This is a genomic window from Parablautia muri (assembly GCF_009917485.1).
Lineage (GTDB): Bacteria > Bacillota > Clostridia > Lachnospirales > Lachnospiraceae > Suilimivivens > Suilimivivens muri.
Genome location: NZ_QZDT01000073.1, coordinates 1 through 12967, shown reverse-complemented (window position 1 = coordinate 12967; position 12967 = coordinate 1). Strand labels below are relative to the sequence as shown.

Annotated in this window: 12 protein-coding genes; 1 reads left to right on the top strand and 11 read right to left on the bottom strand. The window is 52.5% G+C overall.

Annotated elements, in window-relative coordinates:
* Together D5281_RS22340 and D5281_RS22335 are read right to left on the bottom strand one after the other, a co-directional pair.
* On the bottom strand, positions 1–1530 hold a 1530-nt coding region (locus tag D5281_RS22340), incomplete at its 3' end, for an antirestriction protein ArdA (protein ID WP_160562157.1).
* A 239-nt stretch (positions 1531–1769) separates the two neighbouring features.
* Positions 1770–3854: a DNA topoisomerase 3 gene (locus D5281_RS22335; RefSeq protein WP_330585249.1), complete on the bottom strand. Its 2085-nt coding sequence runs from the start codon at positions 3852–3854 to the stop codon at positions 1770–1772.
* Positions 3855–3932: 78 nt separating this feature from the next.
* On the opposite strand from D5281_RS22335, the gene D5281_RS22330 reads away from it, so the two are divergent.
* Positions 3933–4685 (top strand): Shedu anti-phage system protein SduA domain-containing protein, encoded by a 753-nt coding sequence (locus D5281_RS22330; protein WP_160267377.1) that lies wholly within the window; start codon positions 3933–3935, stop codon positions 4683–4685.
* Positions 4686–4695: 10 nt separating this feature from the next.
* Here the strand turns inward: D5281_RS22330 and D5281_RS22325 are convergent, their stop codons facing one another.
* The 9 genes from D5281_RS22325 to D5281_RS22285 all read right to left on the bottom strand — a co-directional run.
* The gene (locus D5281_RS22325) at positions 4696–4884 is read right to left on the bottom strand and encodes a hypothetical protein (RefSeq protein ID WP_160562156.1); all 189 of its coding nucleotides are present in this window, start codon (positions 4882–4884) and stop codon (positions 4696–4698) included.
* A complete protein-coding gene (locus tag D5281_RS22320) occupies positions 4881–5597 on the bottom strand; it encodes a DUF4366 domain-containing protein (RefSeq protein WP_160562159.1) in 717 nt (238 codons plus the stop codon). The genes D5281_RS22325 and D5281_RS22320 overlap by 4 nt, the downstream gene beginning before the upstream one ends.
* Positions 5590–5868 carry a DUF4315 family protein gene (locus D5281_RS22315; protein ID WP_009003586.1) on the bottom strand — a complete coding sequence of 93 codons (279 nt, stop codon included), beginning with the start codon at positions 5866–5868 and terminating at the stop codon, positions 5590–5592. Before D5281_RS22315 ends, D5281_RS22320 begins: the two co-directional genes overlap by 8 nt.
* 37 nt (positions 5869–5905) lie before the next feature.
* Complete coding sequence (locus tag D5281_RS22310; RefSeq protein WP_160562158.1) at positions 5906–7975, bottom strand: C40 family peptidase; 2070 nt, start codon at positions 7973–7975, stop codon at positions 5906–5908.
* A 25-nt stretch (positions 7976–8000) separates the two neighbouring features.
* On the bottom strand, positions 8001–8948 hold the full coding sequence (gene dcm, locus D5281_RS22305; protein ID WP_160562155.1) for a DNA (cytosine-5-)-methyltransferase: 948 nt from the start codon (positions 8946–8948) through the stop codon (positions 8001–8003).
* On the bottom strand, positions 8945–11383 hold the full coding sequence (locus D5281_RS22300; protein ID WP_160562154.1) for a VirB4-like conjugal transfer ATPase, CD1110 family: 2439 nt from the start codon (positions 11381–11383) through the stop codon (positions 8945–8947). Before D5281_RS22300 ends, dcm begins: the two co-directional genes overlap by 4 nt.
* Entirely contained in the window at positions 11334–11735 is a 402-nt protein-coding gene (locus D5281_RS22295; protein WP_007037042.1) for a PrgI family protein, read from the bottom strand. The genes D5281_RS22300 and D5281_RS22295 overlap by 50 nt, the downstream gene beginning before the upstream one ends.
* Positions 11736–11910: 175 nt before the next feature.
* Positions 11911–12780 (bottom strand): VirB6/TrbL-like conjugal transfer protein, CD1112 family, encoded by an 870-nt coding sequence (locus D5281_RS22290; RefSeq protein WP_002584320.1) that lies wholly within the window; start codon positions 12778–12780, stop codon positions 11911–11913.
* Positions 12781–12799: 19 nt separating this feature from the next.
* The coding region (locus D5281_RS22285; protein WP_160562153.1) for a Maff2 family mobile element protein at positions 12800–12967 on the bottom strand (168 nt) is incomplete at its 5' end.

The following is a 12967-nucleotide window of genomic DNA, read 5'->3' as shown; positions in this document are numbered from 1 at the left end:
GTGCGGGTCGATTTTCTGCATTTCCTGTTTGATTTTATAGGGCGACGGGGCAATGATTTTAATTCCCTTTTGCCCTTTCATCACGTTTCGCTCAAAGTTGTTCTTCCAAGCGGAAAAGCCCGCCACAAGGGAAGCGTCCGGCTTCTGCATGGCGATAAGGACGGTGTTTCGGAAGCTGTAATTATGGAATTTTGACATGACTTTCAGATATTCCTTGTAACGCTCGCTGTCAAAGAGTTCCGCAATACCCTGTTCCAGACGGTCGGTAATCTCTTTTAATTTCTCGGCGGGCTTCTCGCTCGTCAGCACGATAGGGATAACCGGGCGCGGCTCCTGTGGCTGCTCTGCGGTCTGTGCGGTTCTCTGTCCCGGCGCGGCTGCGTCCATTTCTACCTTTTCCGGGTCGGGGCGTGACCGCTGCGGGGGCTGCGGCGTTACCCGGTATTCCTGTGGCACGTCGCGCCCGTCGTACCATTCTGTAAAGGTGTTGCGGTTGTTGTAGATATAGCCCTTTTCGGTAAACATACCGTCGTCGTTAATGGAAGCGTCCCGCCCGTATTCCTCATACATGAAATACTTTTTCGCTTCTTCGGGAAGCTCCGGTTCTTCCAGTTCGTCAACCAGATAACGCCCGTATTCTTCTTCACTGTGGACGGACGGATAAAGCCAGTAGCAGTCAAGATTCTGTGCAAGGTTGATGATGTCCTGTAAGCTGTCGGCATGGTCGCCGTATTCAATGGCTGCAATGAATTTCTCCCGGTCGTCGTCAAACTGCATTTCCAAGAGCTTCCCTAAATAGTTCAGCTCGTCGGGGTGGGAATACTCGCTTAAATGTTCCGTCAAGCCGGGGATAGGGGATTGAAATTCTGTGAAATGCCATTCCTCGTAGTGCTTGAAGTCAATCCCAATACGGTCAAAGACTTCTTTCAGATGTTCGGCAGTCGTGGGGAACGTCACCCATTCGCCCGCGGGTCTGCCCTCGGTGTACTTCCCAAGATTGGAAAGATAGCCGCTTAAAATCGGTTCTGCCATTTGTTCGCTCCTTTCTTCGTTCATCATGCGGTGCATAAGCTCGTAATCTTCGTAGCTCTGTCTACCGTCAAATACATAGGGGTTAAAATCCTCTCCGTCCCGGTAGGGCTTTTCGGAAAAGGGAAGCCCAGCTTCATGGGCGGCTGCTCTCGCTTCCTCGATAACCTCCGGGGGAAGCCTGTCGTCATGCGTCCCGATAAAACCGTCAATGTCGTTCATGCTGTTTTCGTAATGGTAGCGCACTCCGGCGGTCAGCTCGTCAAGGCTCATGTCCTCGCCTAAATGCCCGCAATAGTAGCCGTTTAGGATAACGGCGGCGGGGTCGGTGCTTTTGATTTCCTCTAACCGGCTCCTGTCCTCCGGGTAGAGGGTGTCGTCCATATCAAGATGAAAATATTCCGCGTTCCATGAACGCCCCTGTTTCCAGAACGCTACCCACGCGATACCGTCCCTAAGCTCGTCTTGATAGTCCTTTACGGTGTCCCGTAAACTTGCCATAAATGAAAACCTCCTTTCTCTGCGTCAGCGTCACAAGCTGCATTTTTTGGCTGCATAGCCTACTACGGTACACCCGCATTTCTGCCAAAGATTTATGAAAATTTTTAGAGGGTGAAGCCCTCCGTAAAAAGAGGGTTTGGGAAACTTCCCAACAAGCAAAATCCCCGTCCGGCGCGTCAGCGGCAGGACAGGGATTTACGGAAGTGGGTACCCGCTTCCTATGCTTGCTATTCAAGTTTTTAGTTCTTCTGCACTTCGATACGGTAGTTGACGTATTTCCCGCCAGTATCGGCTAAAACGATAGTTCCGTCGTAGGTCTTGCCTGTTTTCGGGGAGTAGAGCTTCTTCACATTCGCCTTGCCGGATTTAAGGAGCGCGGCGGCAATCTTCGCGGAAAAAGCGGTCTTGCGTTCCTCGAAAAAGCGGTCATTCTTCCACATGACAAAGGCACATTCTTTGTTGCTGCAATAATAGTTTTTCTTCCCCTCATGGACGGGGGAACCGCAACGGGGGCATTTTCCGACAGAGGGCTTTTCCTCCCGGAACAAATCCTTTTTCCCGTCCAGTGCTGCGGCGTGTGTCTGAATAAGCTCCCTCGACATAGCTTCAATGCCGGACAGAAATTCGCCGGGGTCTGCGGCTCCCTTTGCTATCTGCGTCAGATTGTTTTCCCATTCTGCGGTAAGCTGCGGGGAAGTAAGCATATCCGGCAAGACTGATATAAGGGCGGCTCCGTTCTGCGTGGGGATAAGCTGCTTCCCCTTGCGCTCTGCAAAGCCGCCCTTTACCAGTTTTTCAATGACGGCGGCGCGGGTGGCGGGAGTGCCAAGCCCCCGGCGTTCCGCGTCCGGGTCGGTGTCCCCGTTCCCGGCTCGCTCCATAGCAGAGAGAAGCGACGCTTCGCTGTGGGGCTTCGGCGGCGTTGTGGTATGCTCCGTTACCTTTGCGGCGGGGTTAGGAAAGCCCTGTCCCTCGGAAAGCTCCGGCAGCGTCGCGTCTGCATTTTCCCCGTCCTCTGCTTCGGGCTTATCTTTCAGCGTCGCCCGGTATCTGCGTTCAAGCTCTTTCCAACCCTCCGCAAGTACGGTCTTTCCCTTTGCGGTGAAGTCTGTCCCGGCGCATGAGAAAACCGCCGTAACCGCTTCAAAGATATGCGGCTCGGCGGTGGCAAGGAGCAGACGCGCCCCCGCAAGGGTAAGGATATTTTTCTCGCTTTCCGGCAGCGTGTCCGGGTCAGCCTTTGCAAGCTCCATAGTGGGAATGATTGCGTGGTGGTCTGATACTTTTTTACTGTCTAATACCTTTGCAACCTCCGGCGTGAAGTCCGCGCCCGCCATAAAGGGGAGCTTTTCGCAGAGCAGCGCGATAATGCCCGCTGCGGTGCCGCCCATGTCGTCAGTAAGAAAGCTGCTGTCTGTCCTCGGATAAGTAAGGAGCCGCTTTTCATAAAGGGATTGTGCAAGGTCAAGGGTCTGCTTCGCGGTGTAGCCGAAAATGCGGTTCGCTTCCCGCTGCAAAGAGGTAAGGTCAAAGAGCTTCGGCGGGGCTGCGGTTTTCTTCTCTCTGGTGAGGGAAACGCATACCGCCGTTTCCGCTTCGCAAGCCCCTTTCAGCGCGTCGGCTTCTGCCTTGTCGGAAATCCTCCCGCTTGCCGCTTCCGCGCCGGATAAATCAAGGCGCACATGATAATATTTTTCTTTCTGGAAATGGGAGATAGCCGCGTCCCGGTCGGTGAGCATTTTTAAGGTCGGGGTCTGGACGCGCCCCACGTTCAAGGTCTTTCCATACAGGCAGGAGAAAAGCCGGGTGGCGTTAATGCCGATAAGCCAGTCAGCCTTTGCGCGGCAGAGGGCAGACGCAAAGAGCGCGTCGTATTCCCGCCCGTCTTTGAGGGAAGCAAAGCCCGCCTTAATCGCCCCGTCCTCCATTGAGGAAATCCACAAGCGGCGCATGGGCTTCTTGCAGCCCGCCGCTTCATAGACAAAGCGGAAAATCAATTCTCCCTCGCGCCCCGCGTCACACGCATTTACCACTTCGGAAACGTCGGCGCGGTGCATAAGCTCTTTTAGGGTTTTGAATTGCTTCCCCTTGTCCGGGTCAACGGCGTATTGCCATTCCTCCGGCAGAATGGGTAAGCTCTCAAAACTCCATTTTTTATATTGCTCCCCGTAGGCGGCAGCTTCCGCAAGCTGTACCAAATGCCCGACGCACCATGAAATGAGGTAGCCGCCGCCCTCGATATATCCGTCTTTCTTTTCCTTAACGCCAAGCGCGGCGGCGATAGTCTGCGCCACGCTCGGTTTTTCTGCAATAATCAGTTTCACTTTCTGTTCTCCTTTCAGTTGTTTTAGGTTTGGAATTGGTTTATACTTTAAGCATTACTATAAGAAACAGGTGACAATATGAAATCAATACATACTTTCGATGTTTTTGCTCCTACTGATGAACAGGAAGAAGCAATGAATAAAAAACGTGGCGGGCATTACAGGCGCGGTAAAAACAAAGAAATGGATTACTTTATTGAGTGTGCTACTTCGCTATTTCCCAACAACCATTATTCAAGGTTCACACCTATATATGATACGACAAAAGAGTTTTATCAACTGATTACTTCTTCCGATACAACAGAAAGAGCTATCCTAAATTGGATAGCTTCTAATCGTGCATGGAATTATTTGTTTGGCTTATTACGGCATTATTACAGAACAGGACACCATGACGATAATTATATCTTTCCAGAGTTCAAAATTGGGTCGGCTTATGTGGCTGATTATCTGCTCATAGGTAACAGTTCAGACGGTTATCAATTTGTCTTTGTGGAATTAGAAGCTCCCAATGGGCGGATAACAAAAGAAAAAGGTACTCGTTTCGGGGAAGTAATCAATAAAGGGATTGAACAGGTTAAGGATTGGCAAATGTATATTGCTGCAAATTGGAATGTAATTGTAGCAGAATTGGAAAAGCACTCATTCTCCAATACAAAGTTACCCAGACAATTATACAAATATTGCCCTTATCAAATTTACTATGCTGTGATAGCCGGACTTCGTAAAGATTTTGAGAATATTCGTGATAGAAAGCTCCAACTGCAAAATGAAAATAACATAACACTTTTGCATTACGAAAATCTCATAGATGTTGCAAACGAAAATTAAAATTCCATTTTCAGCGTTCCGACTCGCTTGCCTTTTTCTCCTGTACCTGTTTCAGACAGTAGCCCACACAAGGGAGCTGCCCTTTGTACGGACAGGAAACGCAAGCCGGGGAATGGGGAACGGGCGGCGCATTGTCACGCCGCCCGCCCGGTCTTTGTATCATCATCTTTTCAAAGGGATTGTCGGTAAACAGGGTCATGCTTCCTCGTCCTCCTGTTCTTCATCAGAAAGCCCGTCCCCCTCGTCCGGCTCCGGCTCGTCCTCGTCGTAGTCGTCAAAATCGAAATCTTCAAGGTCGGTGTCGCCCTTGACGCTCTGCTTCGGCTTCATAAACTTAAAATAATAGAACGCGCCCCCGCCGCCAAGAAGTGCCACGACAAGGAAAAGCACAAGCCCGCCCGCATTGCCTTTTTCTTTGGGCTGCTCCGGCGGTTCCTCGGTTTCCGGCTCCGCTTCCTTGCCGCTGCAAGCGGTCATGTTCTCCTTGCAGACGGGGCAGCTCACATTTACTTTCCCGGCTTCGCATTTCTCGGTGCAACTGCAAACGGCGGGCGGGGCTGCTTCGGTGCTTCCGTCCTCCATAAGTGCTAAGAGGTCGGCTTCGTCTACTTGATTAAGGAAATGTACAGTATTCTCGCCCTCGTCGTCCCGGTCAATGAGGATATAAAAGTAATTGCCGTTTTTGGTCGTTACGGTGATAAGCTGCTTGTTGCCGCCGAAATCGTCTACAAGGGTCGCGTTCCCGTCCGGGGTAAGGGGTTCTTCCTTTTGGGGTTCCTCGTAGACAACGCCGCTGTCGTCAGTAGCGTCCTCGCCCTCCGGGGTCTGTGCAAAGGCGGTGACGGAAAAGCCGCCCGTCAGCATAAGGGCGGCGCAAAGTGCGGTCAAGGTTCTAAGGATTTTCTTATTCATTCTCGGTGTCCTCCATTTCTTCGTTGTCATGGTCTGCGGGTTCTGCGGGGTAGCCCGGCGCGGCTTCCATGCCCGGAATACCGCCCCCGGAAAGCATAGCGGAAAGCTCATGCGGGGAAAGGCGCATGGAGCGCACAAGCTGTACGATTTGCAGGTTTTCCGCTTCGGTTTTCTGCGCTTCAAGCCCCCTTAATTTGTTCTGGTACTCGGTGATTTTCTCGCGGGTCTTTGCAATCTCCTTGTCGATACGTTCAATTTTGTTCATAGCCATCAATAAATTTCTCCTTTCAGATTTTCATTTTTTGTTGTCAGTTCCAATTCATTAAGCCGTAGCCCTTGATACAGCCATAATTGACGGGGTAGCTCTTTATCTTGCAGGCGTCGCCGGAATTGCCCTCGACGGTATAGACGCGCTCCCCGTCCGTCCCGATAACAAGCCCTACATGGTCTGCGCTCCCGTCCCCGTCCCAGTCGAAAAAGATAGCGTCGCCGGGGGCGATATTCGCATAGCCCCTCGCGCCCCATTGCCCGCGTGACTGGAACCAGGGTACGCCCTGTGACTGGCACCCGGCAAAGCGCGGCTCGCTTTTCCCGGCTTGATTGTAGCACCATGAAACAAAACAGGCGCACCATTCCACGCGGCTGTTAAATCCGTACCAGCTCCAAAAGGGTCGCCCGCCCACGTTGCCGACTTGCCGCTTCGCAAGGTCTACAACGGCAGTGTTGCCGGGGCGTGTGCCATTTACAAGCTGTACGCCGCTTAAATCCTCGGACGCGCCCATATCGGGGGAGCCGCCGCCGAAAATCAGCGGTTTGTTGCCGCTTGTTTCCAGATAGACGCGGTACATTTCAAGCTGCTGTGGCGTTAGAAGTTCCTCCGCAATCTCGGAAATGGGCTTGTTCGTCAGCTTCACATTAAGGATATGGTACTCGTAGGGTACTTCCTCGGTGGTCGTTTCCCCTGTTTCCGGGTCGGTGCTTGTTTCTGTGCGGTAGCGGATTTCCGTTTCTTCCGTCAGCGTCAAGGTGTACTGCATGGCAAAGACGCGGTTTAGTTCTGCCTGTGCGCTCTGCGGGGTGTAGGTCTGTAAAAGGGCGGTGAGGTAGGACGCTAACTCATGGGGGTTATGCCCGATACTGTCAAGGTCATAGCGGTATTCGTCATAGCCGGGGTGGGTGCTTTCGATATTGTCAATCTGCTGCTGAAGCTCGTTTTCCTTTGCGGCGTAATTGTTCTCCGTCGCCACAAGGTCGCTGTCCTCCGACGTGTAGGAAGTCCCAAGTATGCCGTTCATCAAGCCGGAGAACATGGAACCGCAAGAGGAAAGCCCCGCCGATACCATGATGAATAAGAGCAGCGCGGCAACGGCGATACATACGCCCGCCGGGTGCCGCCCTACAAAAGCGATTGCCCGTTTGGTTTCCTCGGCGGTTTTCTTTGCCGCTTTCCTTGTATTCTCCGCTGCCTTTTTTGCTGTGGCTGCGCCCCCTTTTTTCGCTGCCTTTGCATACTGCCGCTTGATTTGCTGCTTCTGCATGAAGCGGGAAAGGGGATTGCCCGCAATCTGCGGATTGTCATGTAAGGCTTTGTGGTACTGGAAATCCACATTCGCCTTGAACGCCGCTTTCTCTGCCTTTGCCGCCGCCCGGTAGGGTTTCAGCTTGTGGCTGCGGTAGCCCTCCTTGACTTTCCTCGCCCCGTACTTTGCGCCGCGCTCTGCCAGTTCTTCGGATTTGTGCGCCCCCTCAACGCCGGAATTGTCCTTTTCAACGGAATGTATCTTGTTGTGGACGAAAATACCCGCTTCCTGTGCGGGGCGGGATAGCGGGTTATTGTGGGGCTTATTCTTTCCTATGGGCTTTTCCCGTTCCTCAAAGCGTAGGCGGGTCTTGCCTTTCCCGGTAGCTTCGTCAAAGGTGCGCTCCCGTACAAGTTTCTTTTCTTTGGGGATAGCCGCCTTTGCCGCGTCCAGACGGTCGGCTGCTTTGTCCGATTTTCGGATATACTTTTCAAGCTCCGGCGTTGCCCGTTCCTCGTCGGTAAACTGCAAGCGGGAAGATTTTTCTTTTGCTGTGGCTTCTGCCTGTGCTTTCCTCGCCGCCTTTTTGCTCGCCTTTCTGGTACGCGCCCCGTCGATACGCTCCAAGACGCGCTCGGCTGCGGCGGTGTCCTGTTCCCGTTCTGCCCCCGGCGCATGGGGAAGCGGCGGCGCGGCGGCTGTGGGCGCGGGAGCTGCGCCGCCCGGTAGGGGCTGCGCTGCCTGTTCCGGCGGCTGCGGTGCTTCGGTCTTTGCAAAGTCCGCGTCCCTTATCCGCTTGCTGATACGTTTCTTTTTCCCGGTGGCGGCGTTTACCTCGACAGCCCCCTCGCGGGTCATTTTCAGCATGGTCTTGTCACTGGATTTATACTGTTTCATGGTCTGCCACCTCCTTTTCCCAGACGCACCATTCCGAACATTTCCCGGTTTCCATGTCCGCGATATATTTTAAGATTGGGTAAACCTGTGCCGGCACTACGGCGTTCCCAAGCGTTTTTAGGCGTTTTGACCTGTCCTTTGTGTTCGGGGACAGCCGGGGAATATCCGTAGGCTCTATGCACCAGAGGATATTTCCGTCCACCCCTGTGGGAAGCCCATCAGCCATTCCACCCATTCCGGGTTGAAGCGCAGCGACGGGTCTGTTACCGGCGTCAGAAAATAGATTGTTTCCGAAAGCCCCGCCGACCAGTACCTCCCGTCCCGTTTCTTCCGGCGGAACGCCCCGTTTGGGGATATGCTTATCCGTTCCGTCCTTGTCCTTGAGCCTGTGTCGGCGGCAAGGGGAGTAGGAAACATCAATCCCCACGATAAAAGTTCGCTTGCGTTCATGCCATGCGCCGACGGCACAAGCAGGAAGTACGAATGTCCAAACAGCATATCCCGCCTTTGCCAGGTCAATGAGCGTTTTGTGGAACCCCATATTGATGAAGTTAGCAACATTTTCGCCAAGCACATAATGGGGCCGGAGTTCGTTAATGACGCGGCACATTTCCGGCCAGAGGTAGCGGGCGTCCTCAAACCCCTTTTTTGGCCCGATACTGGAAAAGGGCTGGCATGGGAAGCCGCCGGAGAGCAGCGTAAGTTCTTTTTTTCCTGTCTGTTCATAGAAAGCCTCCTTTGTCAGAGTGTGTATATCTCTGAAACGTGGAACGTCCGGCCAGTGCTTTTCCAATACTGCGGTTGGGTAATCCGCCCATTCGCACTGGCAGACGGTTGTGAAGCCTGCGGCTTCGGCGGCTATGTCTATGCCGCCTATCCCGGTAAACAGGCTTAAATGTGTCAGTGGTTTTATATTTTTTTCGTTTTTTATCATGCTTCCCCCACTTCCTCCGGCTTCGTCGTCATTACCCGGTAAAGCTCGGTGTCTTTCGGGAAGCGGTCTACAAAGGGCAGCACCACGTTTCCGTAGAAGATAAGCCCCTCGCCCGCTTCGGTGTGGGTGACATATTTCATCTGCTGCGGGGAGATGTTGAGCTGCTTTGCAAGGATAGCCCGGTCGCCCGCCGCCTGATTGAGCATGAGGACAAAATCAGAGTTTTCAAAGATATTCTCCACTTCGCGGGAAGCAAGCAAATCTTTGACGTTCTGCGTAATGGCTGTGGGTATGCCGCCCCATTTTCTGAAACGCTTCCAGATTTCAACGGAATAGGCGGCGGTCTGTTCCTCTTTCAAGAGAAGATGAAATTCGTCCATAAAATACCGGGTGGATTTCCTTTCTGCCCGGTTGACGGTGACGCGGTTCCATACCTGGTCCTGCACAATGAGCATACCTAATTTTTTGAGCTGCTTCCCAAGCTGCTTGATGTCAAAGCAGACAAGGCGGTTTGAAAGCTCTACATTCGTCCTGTGGTTAAAGACGTTAAGGCTCCCGGAAACATAAAGCTCCAACGCCGCCGCGATACGCGCCGCTTCCGGCTCCGGCTGCTTCAAAAGCTCGTCGTAGAGGTCGCCCAAGATAGGCATTTTCTCCGGGTCGGGGTCTGCAAGGAAAGGGCGGTACACGTTCCTAACGGCGCGGTCAATGACGGTCTTATCGACGGGCTGCAAGCCCTCCTTGCCGCCTATGACAAGCTCGCAGAGGGAGAGGATAAAGTCGGATTTCAGCGCAAGGGGGCTGTCGTCCTCGGAATAGTTGAGGTTAATATCCATAGGGTTCACATACTGGGGCTTCCCGTCAATGCCCTTGCCCGTAGGCGATAACCGTATCACTTGCCCGTCAAGCCGCTGCACAAGGGAAAAATACTCTGCTTCCGGGTCGCAGATAATAATGTCGTCGTCTGTAATGAGGAAAGCGTTTGTCATTTCCCGTTTGGCGGCAAAGGATTTCCCGCTTCCCGGCGTACCCAAGATTAAGCCGTTGGGGTTCTTTAGCTGCTTGCGGTCGCAGAGTATCATGTTGTTAGACAGGGCGTTTAAGCCGTAATACAAAGCCGCGCCCGTCTGAAAAAGCTCCTGCGTGATAAAGGGGATAAAGATAGCGGTGCTTGACGTGGTAAGCCCTCTTTGAATGGGGATAAGGTTCTCCCCAAGCGGTACAGAGGACATAAGCCCCGCTTCCTGTTGGTAGTCAAGGCGGGTTAAGGCGCAGTTGTTCTTCTGTGCAATGCCCGCCGCCGCGAATACGTCATTTTCCAGTTTCCTTTTTGTGTCTGCCATGTTCACCACAAGGAACGTCAAGAGGAACATTCTTTCATTCCGGCTCTGCAAGTCCTGTAAGAGATTTTTCGCTTCGCTGCCGAACGTGGCAAGGTCGGACGGTATAATATCCATGTCATAGCCGCTGCGTACCGCCTTTTTCTGTTCCTCGATTTTCATTTTGTCAAGGTCGGTGATTTTCCGCTTGATTGTCTTTATGGCTTCGGTCTGGTCGATACTGTGGATATGCAGATTGACGATAACGCCCGTTTCCAAGTCCAGAATATCCGATAAGATACGGTCGTTTAACTCCGGCGCAAGGATTTCAAGGAATGAAACCGCGCCGATTTTGCGCCCCATACGGAAATAACGCCCCTCGCCAAAACGGAAAGAGGACGGGGCGATAAAGTCCTTTGTGGAAAGCCCGGACGGGGCAAGCCATGAAAAATCAAAGGCAAACTGCCCGCCCTCCGGGTGGAAAATGCCATGCAGCATTTTAAGGCGTTCATAGCCTGTCATGGGGCGGGCAGCTACGCCCAAGAGCTTAAAGTTGTTCAGCACGTCCGTTTCGATACGGGCAAGGCGGGATTTCGCCGCGCCCAGACTGTCGGCTTCAATGGCAAAGGTGATGTATTTTGCCTTGACAAGCCCGTTGTTGCCCTTTGCAAGCTGATTTTTCAGCATATCCCGGTATTCTGTGCGGATAGAATTGAAAGCGTCCTCCTGTGCCGGGATATTGACCGCCTTTTCCGCTTCGCCCCGCTGCGTCCCCTGATTGATGAAAGAAAGCTGCACCGAAACGGAAGCGTCAAAGTAGTTGAGGAAGTCGCACCAGTTCTCAAAAATGGCGGTCTTGTCGTCTGCCTGTGCAAGCTGATAGTTAATATCTTCAAAGGCGACGGTCTTTGAGTATTTCCGTCCCGTAACCTTGCAGATACCGTCCGGGTACATCTGGATATAGGGGATTGTCTGCTGCGCGGTGTGGGCTTTCCCGTCGCCCTTTGCCTGTCTGATGATTTCCGCAATTTGCTTTTTCTCGGCGCGGGTGAGCTTGCGGGGCGGGTTAGGCTTTGTGCTTCCCGCCGCGCTGTTTCTTCGTGTTTCCTTTTGCAATCGCTGATACCTCCTTTTCAAGTTTTCTCTGCCGTTCTAAGACGGAATAAAAGTTGTCTGTCCTGTATGGTCGTTCTTTGGGGGCTATGAATTTTGTCCGTATGATGTTCTTCACCACCACTTCAAGGGGCTGTCCATGCTTCTCATACATGGCAAAGAGGAAACAGGGCAGCATGACGGCAATCATAGCCATAGACGCAAGGCTTGTGCCTGTGCTGTCTTTGAGCAGAAAGAAAAGCGGCAAGCCGAACAGGAGAGCCGCCGCAAAACATACAATCTGCCGTTTGGTAAGGTTGAAAGCTACTTTTGTCTTGACTTTGGATAAGTCTTTGGGTACGGGTACATACGCCAAGTGAAAACCTCCTTTCGTAGTTTTTTGTTGCTGTAATTTTCCATAAGGGTAATCAAGGCAAAGGTCAATCTATGCCCTTTGCCCGCCCGTATTTTATGGGGGTTATCCGCGTCAAGGTCGGGTCGTATTTTCGCCGCTTCGCTCTGAAAATCTCCACCCTACCCTTGACACGCCGCTAATGCGCGGAGAATATCGACTTCGCCAGTGCGCCGGATTTGAACAGGGAGAAACAGAGGATAACGGTATAGGCTGCAAGGGAGAATATCGCGCTGTGCAGATTGTCCGCTATTATCATGTTGTTTACCAGTACGGCGTAAATGCCGACGCATATCATAATGAGGAAGCCTTGAAAACCGATAGCGAACAGGGATTTTAGGTAGTTGTTTCCTATCTGCCCCCATTCCCGGTTAGTCATAGTTGCAAACGGGATAGGCGATACCGAACAGTAAAGGTAAATTTCTATCATACGCCCGTAGAGGATAACGGTTATCAGTACGGACATTATCTTCATGCACAAGCTCACAAGGCTTGTTTCCATGACAAGTAAGAGCAGTTCGGGGATTTCCATAGCGTCAAGCCCGCTTTGCATGGAAGCAAGGGCGGCGGCAACATCAATCTCTGTGCTGCCGCCGATTACCCCCGCCGCGCCGGAAACAACGTGCTGCGCCATATCGAACACCGCCATAGTGATGTCAAAGGTGTGCGTCACAAGGTAGACTGCCACAAACGCCTTGAACACCCACTTGAAGAACATGGAAGTGTCAACGTCGTGCATATTGTTCTTTTCCGTTACCATGCTGATAAGCTCATAGCATAGGACGTAGGTAATGACAAGCCCCGCAATGGGTACGATTACATTCTCACTAAGCGTCTGTATCATGGAGAATATATTTGCGTTCCACCCTTGCGGGGTCTGCCCTACCTCTGCGGCGATAGTGCCGACTTTCTCGTTTACGTCCCCGAACATAGTTGACAGATTACCGTTTATGGCTCCTATGAGGATTTCCTTTATCCATTCGTTAATCGCGTCAAGTATGCTCTGCATAAGCCTTTACCCGCGCTTCTTAACCGAACAAGCCGGAAAGCAGCGGTACAAGGGTCATGCCGATAAGGGCAACGCCGCCGCCCGCCATAAGCTGCTTCATGCCCTGGCTTTTCGCGCCCGGATTGTCGTTGCCGTAGCCCTCCATCAGATTGATTACGCCCCAGATACCAAGCCCGGCTCCAAGTGC

Bases quoted from the DNA above. Each gene is read 5' to 3' on its own strand.
- D5281_RS22330 (WP_160267377.1), top strand. From the start codon at position 3,933: ATGAAATCAATACATACTTTCGATGTTTTTGCTCCTACTGATGAACAG.
- D5281_RS22325 (WP_160562156.1), bottom strand. From the start codon at position 4,884: ATGACCCTGTTTACCGACAATCCCTTTGAAAAGATGATGATACAAAGA.
- D5281_RS22320 (WP_160562159.1), bottom strand. From the start codon at position 5,597: ATGAATAAGAAAATCCTTAGAACCTTGACCGCACTTTGCGCCGCCCTT.
- D5281_RS22315 (WP_009003586.1), bottom strand. From the start codon at position 5,868: ATGGCTATGAACAAAATTGAACGTATCGACAAGGAGATTGCAAAGACC.
- D5281_RS22310 (WP_160562158.1), bottom strand. From the start codon at position 7,975: ATGACCCGCGAGGGGGCTGTCGAGGTAAACGCCGCCACCGGGAAAAAG.
- dcm (WP_160562155.1), bottom strand. From the start codon at position 8,948: ATGATAAAAAACGAAAAAAATATAAAACCACTGACACATTTAAGCCTG.
- D5281_RS22290 (WP_002584320.1), bottom strand. From the start codon at position 12,780: ATGCAGAGCATACTTGACGCGATTAACGAATGGATAAAGGAAATCCTC.